Source organism: Pseudomonas sp. Irchel 3E13 (assembly GCF_900187455.1).
In the GTDB taxonomy this organism is placed as follows: domain Bacteria; phylum Pseudomonadota; class Gammaproteobacteria; order Pseudomonadales; family Pseudomonadaceae; genus Aquipseudomonas.
The window spans coordinates 129435-143713 of sequence record NZ_FYDX01000014.1 but is presented as its reverse complement, the minus strand read 5'-3'; the positions used below and the strand labels follow the sequence as shown (position 1 = coordinate 143713).

General features: G+C 65.5%; 12 protein-coding genes. 3 read left to right on the top strand and 9 right to left on the bottom strand.

The genetic code is table 11. The features are described from left to right. Positions 1-18: 18 nt before the first annotated feature. The 6 genes from CKW37_RS23760 to CKW37_RS23735 form a co-directional block, all read right to left on the bottom strand. A complete protein-coding gene (locus CKW37_RS23760; RefSeq protein ID WP_095158664.1) occupies positions 19-1140 on the bottom strand; it encodes an ABC transporter substrate-binding protein in 1122 nt (373 codons plus the stop codon). Beyond that, entirely contained in the window at positions 1137-2312 is a 1176-nt protein-coding gene (locus tag CKW37_RS23755; RefSeq protein WP_095158663.1) for an ABC transporter ATP-binding protein, read from the bottom strand. Before CKW37_RS23755 ends, CKW37_RS23760 begins: the two co-directional genes overlap by 4 nt. Before the next feature lie 2 nt (positions 2313-2314). Then, a complete protein-coding gene (locus CKW37_RS23750; RefSeq protein WP_095158662.1) occupies positions 2315-4141 on the bottom strand; it encodes an iron ABC transporter permease in 1827 nt (608 codons plus the stop codon). 15 nt (positions 4142-4156) lie between these two features. Beyond that, positions 4157-6925: a TonB-dependent receptor gene (locus tag CKW37_RS23745; RefSeq protein WP_095158661.1), complete on the bottom strand. Its 2769-nt coding sequence runs from the start codon at positions 6923-6925 to the stop codon at positions 4157-4159. A 102-nt stretch (positions 6926-7027) separates the two neighbouring features. Beyond that, positions 7028-7987, bottom strand: coding sequence for a FecR family protein (locus CKW37_RS23740; RefSeq protein ID WP_095158660.1), 960 nt, complete (start codon positions 7985-7987; stop codon positions 7028-7030). Then, positions 7984-8493 carry a sigma-70 family RNA polymerase sigma factor gene (locus tag CKW37_RS23735; RefSeq protein WP_095158659.1) on the bottom strand — a complete coding sequence of 170 codons (510 nt, stop codon included), beginning with the start codon at positions 8491-8493 and terminating at the stop codon, positions 7984-7986. The genes CKW37_RS23740 and CKW37_RS23735 overlap by 4 nt, the downstream gene beginning before the upstream one ends. A 237-nt stretch (positions 8494-8730) precedes the next feature. Here CKW37_RS23735 and CKW37_RS23730 point away from each other — a divergent pair, with 237 nt between their 5' ends. Continuing rightward, entirely contained in the window at positions 8731-9417 is a 687-nt protein-coding gene (locus CKW37_RS23730) for a helix-turn-helix domain-containing protein (protein ID WP_095158658.1), read from the top strand. On the opposite strand, the gene CKW37_RS23725 is transcribed toward CKW37_RS23730, so the two are convergent. Then, positions 9394-10293, bottom strand: coding sequence for a sterol desaturase family protein (locus CKW37_RS23725; protein ID WP_095158657.1), 900 nt, complete (start codon positions 10291-10293; stop codon positions 9394-9396). The two genes, CKW37_RS23730 and CKW37_RS23725, sit on opposite strands and share 24 nt — an antisense overlap. Positions 10294-10395: 102 nt before the next feature. Beyond that, positions 10396-11286 (bottom strand): transcriptional regulator GcvA, encoded by an 891-nt coding sequence (gcvA, locus tag CKW37_RS23720; protein WP_095158656.1) that lies wholly within the window; start codon positions 11284-11286, stop codon positions 10396-10398. Between the two features lie 144 nt (positions 11287-11430). On the opposite strand from gcvA, the gene CKW37_RS23715 reads away from it, so the two are divergent. Continuing rightward, complete coding sequence (locus CKW37_RS23715; protein ID WP_095158655.1) at positions 11431-12054, top strand: glutathione S-transferase family protein; 624 nt, start codon at positions 11431-11433, stop codon at positions 12052-12054. 14 nt (positions 12055-12068) lie between these two features. Then, positions 12069-13088 (top strand): LLM class oxidoreductase, encoded by a 1020-nt coding sequence (locus CKW37_RS23710; RefSeq protein ID WP_218241357.1) that lies wholly within the window; start codon positions 12069-12071, stop codon positions 13086-13088. Positions 13089-13160: 72 nt separating this feature from the next. Here CKW37_RS23710 and ychF read toward each other — a convergent pair whose 3' ends face one another. Then, positions 13161-14261: a redox-regulated ATPase YchF gene (gene ychF, locus CKW37_RS23705; RefSeq protein WP_095158654.1), complete on the bottom strand. Its 1101-nt coding sequence runs from the start codon at positions 14259-14261 to the stop codon at positions 13161-13163. Positions 14262-14279 lie beyond the last annotated feature (18 nt).

Genomic DNA, 14279 nt, shown 5'->3' with positions numbered 1-14279 from the left:
AAATTCCTTGATCGTTGCTCACAGGGTTTGTTGCCAGAGCGCCCGTAGCCGGGGCACCCACTCTTTGAGGCCGCGCGCGGTTTCCTGCGGGCTCAGCATGGTGTGCCGGGCCTGCTCCGCTGCCGGGGCGGGCAGGCCCGGTGGCAGTGGCGCGTCCGGCATGTTGCCCAGCGAGAACGCCTCGCTGGCGAGCAGCGCCTGGGCGTCGGGGGTCATCAGCCAGGTGAGCAGCAGGCGCGCGGCGTTGGGGTGGGCGGGCTGGCGCACCAGCCCCTGGCCGAACGGCACCAGCAAGGTGAAGTCCGCCGGGTAGTCGATGGCGATGGGCACGCCCAGCCGCTGCTGTCGCATCAGCGGCGGCAGGTAGGCCCATGGATTCAATGCGCGGCGCCCCTGCGCGAGGCTGATGACGCCGGCTTCCTGGGCACCGCCGGCACCGCCGCGATCACGCAGGGCGGTCAGTTGCTCGACGCCGATACGCTGCTGCACCAGCAGTTGCAGCAAGGCCACGTCGGTGGTGCCCGCGCCGCCGCCCGGCGCGCCGTATTCGAAGCTGTTGCGCCATTTGTCGGCCAGCAGTTGTTCGAGGTTGGTCGGCAGCGACTCCTCGCCAACACGCTGGGTGTTGTAGCCAAGGCCGTAGACCTTGTTGAAGGTGAACCAGACCTGGTCCTTGTAGTGCCAGCGCGTATCCAGGTCGTCCGCGGTCGGCGGACGCCAGCCTTCCAGGTAGCCGCGGTCGGCGATGCCCATGACCACGTTGACCGGTTGGCTGATCAGGTCGCCGTAGTGCGCGCCGGTGACTTTCTCCACGTCGAGCCGGTCGGTCACGGCGGTCGGCGACAGGTGCATGTAGGTCACCCGGATGCCGGGGAAGGCCTGGGCGAACCTCGACCACAGCGGCTGCCACTCGTAGTCCATGGCCGCCTGATAGACCACCACCTGATGCTCGCCGGCCTTGAGCGCTTCGCGGTACAGCGACTCCATCGCCGCCTGTTGCGAGGCACTGCCGGTCAGTTCGCGGGTGCGTTGGGTCGCTTCCTCATCGCTGAATGCGTCTTGCCGGGTGCCCAGCGCGAACACCCCGGCCAGGGCGGCGACCACCAGCGTCAGGCGCAGGCTGTAAGGCAGGCGCTTCATGCGGCCTCCCGCTCGGCGGGTGTGGCGGCGGCGGTGTCGTGCGCGGGCTGTTCGTCCCGCGGCATCACCACGGCGGCGCCGGGCTGGATCAGCACATGCACGGAGCGCCCGGACACCGACTCGCGGGTATGCGCTGACGTGCCCCAGACATCCAGCGCCAGGGTGACGGCGAGCGTCCGGTCTTCGACCACGACCTGGGCGAGGTAGCGGTCCCCGGCGTAGGTGACCTGCGAGAGGATGCCGGTCAGCAGGGTGGCGTTGTCGGGCACCGGATGGTCCAGCGGCACCGCGACGATCTGCGCGGCCCGCAGTGCCAGCCACACCGGCGTTTCGGCGGCGAGGCCGGCGGGGTTGCCGGAGACAAGCTGCAAGTCGCTGCCGGCGAGGGCAACGTGAGCCAGCTCGCCCGAGGTCTTGCTGATATGACCGCGCAGAAGGTTTTCGAAGCCGACGAATTCAGCGACGAAATGAGTGCGCGGTGTCAGAAAGATTTCGCTGGGCGTGCCGATCTGCTCCAGCCTGCCGGCATTCATCACCGCGATGCGGTCAGCCAGCGCCAGGGCCTCGGCATGGTCGTGGGTCACGTACACCGCGGTGTAGCCCAGTTCGTCATGAATGCGGCGCAAGTCCTGGCGCAGGCGAATGCGCAATTGCGCATCCATGTTCGACAGCGGCTCGTCGAACAGCATCAGGGCCGGGCGGGCCACCAGCGCCCTGGCCAGGGCCACGCGTTGCTGCTGGCCGCCCGACAGCTCCGCCGGGTAACGGTCGGCGTAGCCTTCGAGGCCCACCAGTTGCAGCGCTTCGATGACCTGGCGGTGTTGCTCATCGCCAAGGCGGGTGCGGGTCTTGAGCGGGTAGGCGACGTTCTGCCTGACCGTCATGTGCGGCCACAGCGCGTAGTTCTGGAACACCATGCCGATGTTGCGTTTTTCCGGCGCGACGAACAGGCCCTGTTGCGTATCGGCCACGGTTCGATCACCCAGCAGGATCTGCCCGGCGTCGGGTTCTTCCAGGCCGGCGATGCAGCGCAGCGTGGTGGTTTTGCCACAGCCGCTGGGGCCGAGCAGGACGAAGAACTCGCCGTCCTCGATGTGCAGGTCGAGGTGTTCTATGGCATTGACGCGCCCGTCGAAGGCTTTGCGTACATGGTTGAGGGTCACGCTGCTCATGTTCAAAAGCCTCCCGAGGTGCCGGCGGTCAGACCGAGGGCACGTTGCTTGTTGCGGTGATTGTTGAGGTGACGTGCGCGGCGAAAGGCCCACAGGGTCAAAAGGCTCGCGCCCCAGAGCGCGACCGAAAACGCCATCAGCACCATCAGCAGGGCGGCGGCCATGCTGTAGTCGCCGGCGCTTTGCAGGTTGTAGGTGATGACCGCCAGCGTGTTCACGCCGGGGGACTTGAGCAGCAGCGGCACTTCCAGGTTGCCGGAGACCATCAGCGCGCTCATGAACCAGCCGGCAATGAAGCTGGGCGCGGCGAGCGCCAGGACGATCTCGAAGAATGTCTGCACGGGCCCGGCGCCGCTCATGCGCGCGGCCTCGGACAACGACGGGGCAATCTGCGAGGTTGCCGACAGTGCGATCTGGCTGGCGAAGGGCATGGCGGTGACGATCAGCGCCAGGGCCACCAGCCAGATGGAACCGTACAACTGGGCGAACGCCGGGATGCTCAGCCAGGCCCACGAAATCGCCACGGTGGTGACCACGCCGGGCATCGCCAGGGGAATCAGGGTGGCGAAGCGCAGCGCGGCCTGGCTGCGGCGGCCCAATTGCCGGGCCAGGGTGGCGACGCTGAACGCGAGGGTCATGACCACGGCGCCGACGATCACCCCCAGCACCAGCGTCACCCGGATCGCTTCGATCACTCGCGGCTGTTCCAGAACACTGGCGTAGCGGGCCAGCGACAAGCCGCTGTAGACCCCGGGGTACGGCTGGATGGAAGAGAACGCCAGGGCGCCCAGCGGCAAGATGAATGACACCAGCAGAAACAGCACGACCAGCGTGGAAATCACGGCGCGCAGGCCGCGCAGGCGCAGCAGACGGGCCCGGGAAAACTTGCCGCTGACCGACACGAAACCCTTGCGGCCGAGTACCCGCAGTTGCCCCATGTAGATCAGCGCGACGAACGCGACGAACAGGCTCGACAGGATGCTCGCCTGGGCATAGTCGGCGGGGCCGGCGCCACCGCCCAGCAGGTTCAGCAGCAAGGTGGCAATCACCACGATGTTGTCGGGGCCGCCGAGGATCAGGATCGGTTCGAACACTTGGAGGCCGGCAATGATCCCGAGCAAGGCGACGCTGGTCAGCGCCGGCGCGAGGCTGGGCAGATTGACGCTCAGGAAGGTGCGCAACGGCCCGGCGCCGGACAGGTAGGACGCCTCGTCATGCGAGCTGTCCAGCGCCCGGAATGCCCCGGCGATAAACAGGTAGGTCAGCGCCACCTTCTTGAGGATCAGGACGGTGTAAATGCCCCACCAGCCTTGGATATTCAGCCAGGGCGTGTCGATACCCAGCCCGTGGCGCAGGGCGTCGTTGAGCAGGCCGGTCCATGGGTTGGCCAGTTGGGTGAACGCGATGGCGTAGAAGATCCCGGGCGTGACGAACACCAGCAGCATGCTCGGCATGATCCAGCGCCGGACCCGCAAGTCGGTGCGCTCGCTGATAAACGCCAGGCCGATGGCCAACAGCAGCGAGGCGGCGGTGCTGACCAGCGCGATCTTCACCGAAGCCCAGACCGCCGCGAGCATGCCGGGGTTGTGGAACGCCACTCGCCACGCGGCAACCGTCCACTCGCCCGGCAGAAACGGCGCCTTGCTGCGGAACGCACCCACCACCAGCATGATCAGCGGCCAGACGAACAACACCGCGATCAGGCCGAGAAAGGGGATGAACCACGCGGTCTTCACCAGCGCGCGCGGGCTGGCCCGGTGTCCGCTCAGCCTCGCCAACTGGATAAAGAAACGCTGCGGCGGCGGGGCGCTGTGAATGTCTCGATGCATGCTGCTGCTCCCCGTTTAGAACTGGTAGTTCACGCCGACGTAATAGAACGCGCCGGACGCCCCGGCCGGGGCGATGAAGCCGTAGCGGTTGATGCCGTTGACCTGATTGAACGACTTGTACTTCTCGGGATAGGTATCGAAGAGGTTGTTGGCGCCCAGGTTCAGGCCCAGCTCGCGGGTCAACTGGTAGCGCACGTCGAGGTCCACGACCCATTGCGCGCTGAAGGTCTGGTCCTGGCTGGCGAGGGTGGGGTGGTTGTAGGTGTACTCACCGAACCGGGTGGCCTGGACGTTCACGCCCCACTTGCCGAGGGTGTAGTCGCTGGACAGGATCAGCTTGTTTTCCGGTGTGCCGTTTTCCGGGTTGAGCAGCACATCGCGGGTGAACAGGGTGGTGCCCGTGCGGGTCGGCACGCTGCCCTGCTTCACGTTGCTCACCTTGGTGTCGGTGACACTGAAACCGGCGCCAAGATCCAGCCGGCCGAGTTCCTGCAGGTCCAGGCGATGCTTGAGTTGGGCATCGACGCCGCGGGTCTTGGTGTCATAACCGTTGGTGTAGAACGAGGCGCCGGTAAAGGCGCTCAGGCCGGCCTGGGCGAGGATGTCGCGCACGGCGGTGGAGCTGTTGTTGGCGGGGTCTTGCAGCGTCGAGGTCGCGAGGATGTTGCCGTCGATGTCGATGCGGTAGGCATCGATGGTCAGGGACGTGCGATCGGTGGGGGTCCAGACGAATCCGAGCGACAGGTTCTTGGCTTTTACCGCGTCCAGCGCCTTGGCGCCGAAGGCCGACACGGCGCTGTCGCCAGGGCGAAACAGGCGGGTGCGGCCTGGCGCGGCCGCGCCGCCGTCGAAGCTCCAGTTACCGGTGTAGGTGGTGGTCTGGGTCGACAGTTGGCCCAGGCTCGGGGCCCGGTAGCCGGTGCTGAAGGTGGAGCGCACGGCGAACTCAGGCGTGAAGGTGTAGCGCGCCGAGAGCTTGCCGTTGACCGTATCGCCAAAGTCCGAATAGTTTTCCGCACGCAAGGCGGTGCCCAGTTCGAGCTTTTCGGTCAGGTGGCCTTCGAGGCCCGCGTAGAGCCCGTAGACGTTGCGCGACAGGCTGCCGAGGTCGTCCGGGTTGATGCCGGCGATGTCCACGGCGCCAAACCGCGCGCGCTGCCCGGCACCCAGTTGTCCCGCGGGGATCAGCCCGCCGCCGTAGTCCCAGGATTGCTCGTCGCCGATCTCGTTGATGGCGAAGTTTTCATGCCGGTAGGCGACGCCGCCCGACAGGGTCCAGGGCGACGGTGCCCAACTGAAGTCCAGGTCGTGGTCCCAGTCGAGCGCCAGGTTGGTGGTCTTGCTCTCGCTGGCGCCGCGGTAGAAGTGCGTCGCCGAGGCCAGGCCGTAACTCGGGCTGAGGCTGTTTTCCAGGTAGCCCTTGACCTCGTTCTTGCCGTAGGACACCGACAGGTCGAAGTTGCCGAGCAGGTCGTCCGTGTATTTCAGGCCGGCGACCGCTGACTGGTCATAGCGCTTTTCCGACACCCGCGGCTGAAAGCCGTTGGGGTAGATCGCCTTGATGTTGTCTCGCGAGCTCGAGTAGTTGGGGTTCACATCGTTGATGTTGTTCGAGTAGCCGTAGTTGAGCGTGGTGTAGAGCCTGGCCTGGTCGTTCAGCCCCAACTCGGCGTTGGCCAGCAGCGAGCCCTGTTCGCGTCCGCCTTGGCCCCAGCGCCCAGTTCTCAGGTCGCCTGCCGGGCCGGCGTTGACGTACTGGTGGTCGACGCCGCTGCGGTCCACCGGGTTGTTGCTCAGGCCATCGGCGCTGAGGGTGAGGAAGCCGTCGCCCGGCAGGCTGGTGCCCCACCAGCCGCTGGCGTTGCGGGTTTCGCCGTCGCCCTTTTTGTACTGGCCGTAGCGGCTCTGCAGGGCGCCGCCGCTGTCGCGCTCCTTGAGCACGATATTGAGCACGCCGGCGATGGCATCCGAGCCGTACTGGGCCGATGCACCATCACGCAGGACTTCCACCCGCTCGATGGCGCTGATGGGAATGTTGTTCAGCTCCACCAGTTGATCGGCGCCCCACGGATCGACGCCTGACAGGCGCCCGGTGGGGTTGCGGCGTTTGCCGTTGACGAGGATCAGCGTGTAGGCGGGGCTCAGCCCGCGCAGTGAGGCGGCGCGCACCGCGCTGGTGCCTTTGGAGGCGTTCTGGCCCTGCGGAAAGTTGAACGACGGCACCAGTTGGGTAAGGGCCTGGTTGAGCGTGACGGCACCCGTGTTCTGGATTTGCTCGGGGGAGATCAGTTCCACGGGGGCCAGGCTTTTCAGGGCCGTGACGTCCTGGCGCCGGGTGCCGAGCGTCACCACGGTGGCCAGCGTCGTATCGGATTGCGCCGCCGGCGACGAACTGTGCGCCCGGGGGGCTTTGACCGGTTGCGCCGCCGCACGCTTCGCCCCGGCCAGGCTGATGACGATGGCGCCGCTGGGCGTGTAGTTGGCCTGCAGGCCGGTGTCGCGCAGGGCTCGTTCGATGGCCTGGTCGCGGCTGAGGTCGCCGCGGATGGCCGGGCTGTTCAAGCCTTCCAGCGAGGCCTGGTCGAAGGAGATCGGGGTGCGGGTCTGGTGAGAGATCGTCAGCAGCGTGTCGGCGAGCGGGCCTGCATCGATGGCGAAGTACTCGTGGTGCTGATCGGCTTTGGCGCTGTCTTCGGCAGCAGCGATTTCCGGCACTGCCGCGAGGCTCAGCATCAGCGCATAGGCGAGGGGGGCAAGGGCGAAGTTGCGGGTCTGTTTCGGCATTTCGAATTTCACTATTCACGGAGATGTAATCCTCCATGAGCAACTGCTTCAGTGAATTTTCATTTTTGCCCTAGATCGTTTTGGCTTATCGATAGAACCGGCTCAGGCGCGCTCGATGCTGATCCAGTACGCGCTGAAGCGCCGCACCCTGATGGGCAGTTGCTGTTCGAGCATCTCCAGGGATTGATCGCTGTTGTCCAGTGGGTACAGGCCGCTGACGGTCAGGTCGGCAAGGCTGCTGTCGAGCCTGACGATGCCGGGGCGATAGCTGCGGATCGTCTCGACGACCTCGGCCAGAGGCTGGTTACGCGCTTCCAGCCAGCCATCCAGCCAGGCCGCTTCGCCTCTCATCATCGGCTGCTGATGGACGATGGTGCTGTCGTCGAACAGCACGCTGCGGCGCGACTCGATGGTGACCACCGCGCCGCGCTCGGGCATCAGGCGCAGCGGCCCGTCGAGGGTGGCAATGCGCGTCGCATCGGGGTTTTGGCGAACCATCAGGCGCCCGCCGTTGCTCCTGATCACGCCTTGAGCCGTGCGCAGGACAAACGGTATGTGAGCGTCCTTGGCGACATCGAGCACCAGCTCGCCCTGGTGCAGTTGCAACTGGCGCTGGTTGTCGACGAACGCGGTGGACACCCGGCTGCGGGCATTGAGTTGCAGGCGGCTGCCGTCGGCCAACTGCCAGTTGCGGCGCTCGGCCGTGCCGGTTTGCAGGTCATTGGACGAGGACCACTGTACCGCTCGGCCCAGCAAGCCGACCGACAGGGCCAGGCCGCCGAGTGCCAGGCTGTTGCGCAGGAACGTGCGGCGCCCGGACGGCGCGTTGATGGCGTGAAGTAGCGGCGCACTCGGACGTCCGCGCAGCGGCGAGCCTTGCGCGGTATCGAGCCCGTTCTGGATGCGCTTGAAGGCGTCGGCGTGGCGGCTGTCGGTAGCGCGCCACGCTTCGAACGCCTGGTGCTCACCCGGGCTGACTTCGCCGGACTGCAAACGCACCATCCACAGGATGGCCTCTTCGGCGATCTGATCCTTCAGTGCCCGGTCAGGTGCGGTCTTCATGATTCGAACACGTGGTAACAGCAACGCAGTGCCTGAGCCATGTAGCCATGCACGGTGCCGAGGGAAATACCCAGCCGTTCACAGATCTTCGAATACGGCAGGCCCTCGATCTGGTTGAGGATGAACACCGCTTTGGCCTGGCGGTTAAGCCCGTCGAGCAACTGGTCGATTGCCATCAGGCTTTCAATCAGCATCATTTGTTCTTCCGGCGAGGGATGAAAGACTTCGGGGATGTTTTGCATGGCCTGGAGATAGGCGCGCGACAGGTCGCGACGCCGCCAGCCTTCATAGATCAGCCGCTGGGCGATGGTGCTCAACAATGCCCGAGGCTCGCGAAAGGCGGCTGGATCGGGCATGGTCAGTACCCGGGCGAAGGTTTCCGCGGCGATGTCTTCCGCGTTGTGTGGGCAGTCCATGCGCGCACGGACGCGCGCGCATAGCCACTGGTAATTGAGTTTGAACAGTTGCCCGATTCGTTCCCGATTTTCCGCGCTTGAAGCAGTCATGTCTTTCACGCAAAAGAAGCTGCTGCCTTGCCCCTGTGTAAGGTGTTCGGCCAGCGATTCGATCTCGGCGTCCTTTCGTGACGGTGCGCCCTGTCAGTTTGGTGTCGACAGTGGGCGGACTATGAACGAATGGTACTGAGGGGTGAAAGAATAAAAACGGCGAAGTAAATGCCGTTTTTGAATAAGAAGGGCGCGCCGCTGTTTGGCGACTTTTCGTAAAAAACCTCGGAGGAACCCGTGCAACAGCAGCAACCGGACCCGCGCTGGCAAGGCGACCTCTGGCTGGCAACCGACTACTGCCTGATCGCCGGCCGGGCAGGCCACACCGATTACCACGCGCACTATCCCCATCAGGTGCTGATCGCTTGTGAAGGCAGCGTCGAGGCGCTGGTCGACGGCACGCTCGAACGCGGCGCCGTGGTGCCGATCGAGTCGGGCCGACAGCACGCGATCCTCACCGAGCAACCGCTGATCAGCCTGTTCGCCGAGCCGCTGGCGTTCGAGTTGCCGGCACTGCGGTACGCTTGCGAACAGGCCGGGGCCGACCCCGGTCAGTTGATCGAAATGCTGAACAACCGTCCCCGCCGTCCCTTGCAGCCCCGGTTATCGAAAGCGTTGCAGCGCATTCGCCTGCTCGACGCCGATACGTTGCCGGCCTCGGTGTTGGCCAACGAGGCGGCGCTTTCCATCAGTCAACTGGAGCGGTTGTTCAGCGGGCAACTGGGCGCGTCCGTGCGCCGGCTGGTGTTGTGGCAGCGCTTGCGTTTCGCCTTGCAGCTCGCCTTGTCGGGCAGCAGCCTGACCACGGCGGCGGCGACTGCCGGTTTCTCCGATTCCGCGCATTTGTCGCGCTGTGTCCGCCGCCACTTCGGCATTCGCGCCGACCACAGCGTGCGCCATCTACGCCTGCACGTGATCGGCTAGTGCATCGCGCAGACCGGCGGGCAAGGGTGCGGGCGGATGCGTCGCCTGGGCGCCGGTGAACGGCTGGCGCAGTTGCGCCCCGTAGGCCACCGGGTAGTCGGGATGGTCGCCGATTCCCAGGTCATCGTTGGCCAGCGGGTAACCCGGCAAATGCAGGGCGGTGCCCAGCAGGCGATCCCACACGCTGAAGAACAGCGCGAAGTTCACATCGCCGTTGGTCCCGTACTTCAAGTGATGCAGGCGGTGCACGGGCGCCCAGGCGAACACATGGCGCAGCGCGCCGATGCGCATGTCAACATTGCTGTGTTGCAGCAGCAACTGGATGGAAATGCTGAACGCCAGCAGCGCCGTCACCTCTTGCGGCAACCCGCACAGCAGCAGGGGCAAGGTTCCGCCCAGCGCTTCGAGCAACTGGTGCAACGGATGCTTCATCAGGCCATTGAAACCATAGAGCCGGGTGACGCTGTGATGCACCGCATGCAACCGCCACAACGGCGCGCAACGGTGGCTGGCGTAGTGCACCAGGGTGATTCCCAGGTCGGCGATCGGCAGCGCCAGCAGCAATTGCCCACCGACCGGCCAGTGACTCGGCCAGATCCCGACATCGGGCAGCAGCATGGCGATCAGTGGAATGGCCGCGATGCTCATCACGTTGAGGCTTTCATTGACGGCGGCGTGAATGGCGTCCCGGCGGCTGTCGTTCTGCGGTGTGTTCCAGTGCGGGCGATACGGCCATAGCTGCTCGCACAGTGCGCTCACGGCTATCGCCGCCACCAGCAACAATAGCAGCCAGCCGGGGCTCGCGCCGCGTGTGACGAGGTACACGCCGGCGCCGATGAAACCGAAGAAAAACACTGGACCGTACAGGCTGCGCATCTCGCTGCTCCTTGAAAAGTGGAGCCGCGAGTTTCGGCCAGGGGGCCTTGGCCGCGCTTGAACAAACGGCGCATGACGGTCGTTGCTCAAGGCGTTTCCGGGTCAGTGCGCAGCGTGTGCCTCTTCCCGGATCCACGCCACGAACGCCGCCACTTCCTGCCGCTGCCCGGCCTCGGGCAGCATCACCAGGTAATACGCGAAGCGCGCCGGCCAGGGTTTATCCAGCGCCAGCGCGAGGCGGCCTTCGGCAATTTCCTCCCGCGCATATTCCTGCGGCACCAGCGCCAGTCCTTGTCCGGCGACTGCGGCGCGAATCAGCAAATAATCATCGTCGAACGCGGTGCCGCGCTCGGCTCGTGGGTCTTCGGCCGCGCCATGTGCCGCGAGCCACAGCGCCCAGTCGGCGCGGTCGGAATCCTGAAGCAGCGGATAGTCGAGGCAGTCGGCCGGCTCCCGCAGCGGCGGTCCCGACGCCAGCAACGCTGGGCTGGCGACCGGCAACAGCACCGGGGCCATCAGGTGCTCCGACAGCAGCCCGGCATAGTCGCCGAGGCCATGACGGATGGCGACATCGACTCGGTCACGCTGAAGATCCACCAACCCCGCCGACGCTTCGACGCGGACTTCGATATCCGCATGACGAGCATTGAAGCGCCCCAGCCGCGGCACCAGCCAGGAGGCGGCAAAGGAGGGCACGGTGCTGATCGTCAGGGTGCGGCGTGCGCGGCTGGCTTCGAGGAGGTGCAGGGCCTGTTCGATCTGGTCGAAGGCCATCAGCAGCGTTGGATAAACCCGCGCACCGGCCTCGGTCAGTTCCATGCGCAGACGGCTGCGCACGAACAGCGGCAGGCCGACACGCTCTTCCAGGTGACGGATCTGCTGGCTCACCGCCCCCGAGGTGACGCCCAACGCGGCGGCCGCATGCTTGATGCTGCCGTGGCGACCGACTTCGGCGAACGCGCGCAGTGCGAGCAGTGGAAAGACAGGATTCAAGGTTTAGCTGACCTAAAGAGTGAGTGAAGATCAAATCGTTTCTGTCTGGGCACAGACGAGGCGACCATGGGCTGAGCCGGATTGTTCTGGTTTAGCCAGGCTTTCTCAAGGAGAAAGTCGGCATCACCCGCAAGGAGCCCGTTGATGATCCACCTCTACTCCGACAGCTCGCCCAATGGTTTCAAGGCCAGCATCGCTCTGGAAGAACTGGGCCTGCCGTATCGCCTGCACCACATTCGCATCGACGCCGGGGAGCACCGCCTGCCGGAATTCCTGGCGCTCAATCCCCACGGGCGCATCCCGGTGCTGGTCGACGACGACACCGGCGTGACGTTGTTCGAGTCCGCCGCCATCCTGTTGTACCTCGCCGAGAAGACCGGGCAACTGCTGCCGCGAGACCTGCAAGGACGCTGGGAGGCGATCAAGTGGCTGCAGTTTCACGCCTCCAGCGTCGGGCCGATCATGGGCCAGCGTGTTCATTTCGAAGTGTTCGCCGAGCAGCCGGTGCCCGCCGCCATCGAGCGTTTCCGGCGGCTGACCGCCGATGCCTTCGCCGTGCTCGATCAGCGCCTGTCCGCGCACCCCTGGCTGGCGGGCGACCGCTACTCCATCGCCGATATCGCCCAGTTCGGCTGGAGCCATATCGCCCGGATCATCGACTTCGATTTCAGCCAGTACCGTCACCTGAGCGCCTGGCATGAACGCGTCGCGGCGCGGCCGGCGGTACAGAAAGGCGTGACGCTGCCCGCCGTGGCGACCGGCGCATGAGTGGGGGAGAGGACATGAGTCGCTTCAAAGGCGCCCCGTATTCCGCGTTCCACGACCATCCTGGCTATCGGCGCATGTTCGCCCCGGACCGCCTGACCCTCGGGATCTTCCTGCCGCTGCGATTCTACGAGGGCGACATGAGCGTCCTCGCCGGCCAGGCGGAACGGGTGAGCGCGATCGACCGGCTCGGGTTCGCCGCGGTGTGGGTCCGTGATATCCCGCTGTTCGATCCGCACTTCGGCGACGCCGGGCAGGTGTTCGATCCGTTCACCTACCTGGCCTTTCTCGCCGCCCGCACGCGGAATGTCGCGCTGGCCACCGGCAGCATCATTTTCTCGCTGCGCCATCCGATCGACCTGGCCAAGGCCAGCGCAACCATCGACCAGTTGTCCGGTGGACGACTGGTGCTGGGTATCGCCTCGGGTGACCGGCCCATCGAATTTCCCGCCTATGGCCTGGAGCATGCCCGGCGCGGCGAGCGCTTCGCCCAGTCGGTGCGTTACTTCCGTCAGCTCATGGCGGCGGGGGCGCTGGAGGTGGACTCGCCGCTGGGGCACGTCAGCGTCGCACAGTTGCTGCCAAAGCCGGCTACCGGCTCGGTCCCGCTGATCGTCACCCGTTCATCCGGCCAGTCGCTGGACTGGATCGCCGAGCAGGCCGACGGCTGGCTGACCTACCCGGACGCGACCCACACCGTGCGCGGGCCGCAGCATTTGGCCGAGAAGATCCGCGCGTGGCGCGAGCGGATCCCGGACGGTGGTTTTCGCCCGCACATGACCAATGAATGGCTGGACCTGATGGACGACCCCGACCACCCACCGACGCCGCTGCGCGGCGGCTTCGTCCTGCGCACCGGGCGCAATGGCCTGATCGCCCTGCTGGAGCGCTGGCAGGCGGCGGGGGTGAATCATGCGGCGCTGGGCATCCAGTTCTCGCAACGCCCCGCGGCGGAGGTGATCCAGGAACTGGCCGAGGAGGTGTTGCCGCATTTCCCGTCGTTGCAGGGGCCGCCCGCGTTGCCGGTGCCGTGGTGACGGGGCACTGGAAATGAAAAACCCCTTGAGGCGGTTGGCCTCAAGGGGTTTTGGGTGATGCGGGCGTGGCGCTTAGACGTTGAAGCGGAAGTGCATCACGTCACCGTCCTTGACGATGTAGTCCTTGCCTTCCAGACGCCATTTGCCGGCTTCCTTCGCGCCGCTTTCACCCTTGTACTGGATGAAGTCGTCGTAGGCGACCACTTCGGCGCGGATGAAGCCTTTCTCGAAGTCGGTGTGGATCACGCCGGCCGCTTGCGGGGCGGTGGCGCCGATGCGCACGGTCCAGGCGCGAACTTCCTGCACGCCGGCGGTGAAGTAGGTCTGCAGGTTGAGCAGGCCGTAACCGGCGCGGATCACGCGGTTCAGGCCCGGCTCTTCCAGGCCCAGGGCCTCGAGGAACATGTCCTTCTCTTCGCCTTCGTCCAGCTCGGCGATTTCCGCTTCGATCTTGTTGCACACCGGCACCACGACCGCGCCTTCTTCTTCGGCGATGGCACGGACTACGTCCAGGTGCGGGTTGTTCTCGAAGCCGTCTTCAGCAACGTTGGCGATGTACATCACCGGCTTGCTGGTCAGCAGGTGGAAGCCACGGATCACGGCTTTCTCGTCTTCGCCCATGGTCTTCATCAGGCTGCGCGCAGGCTTGCCTTCGGTGAAGTGGGGGATGAGTTTTTCCAGGATGGCTTTCTGCGCCAGTGCTTCCTTGTCACCGCCCTTGGCGTTGCGGGTGACTTTCTGCAGTTGCTTCTCGCAGCTGTCGAGGTCGGCGAAGATCAGTTCCAGGTCGATGATCTCGATGTCGCGCTTGGGGTCGACGCTATTGGAAACGTGGATCACGTTCTCGTCTTCGAAGCAGCGCACGACGTGGGCGATGGCATCGGTTTCGCGGATGTTGGCGAGGAACTTGTTGCCCAGGCCTTCACCCTTGGACGCGCCCGCCACCAGGCCGGCGATGTCGACGAATTCCATGGTGGTCGGCAGGATGCGCTGCGGTTTGACGATCGCAGCCAGGGCGTCCAGGCGCGCATCGGGCATTGGCACGATGCCGCTGTTCGGCTCGATGGTGCAGAAGGGGAAGTTCTCCGCCGCGATACCGGATTTGGTCAAGGCGTTGAACAGGGTGGACTTGCCGACGTTGGGCAGGCCGACGATGCCGCAATTGAATCCCATGGTGAATCCCTCTTCGTG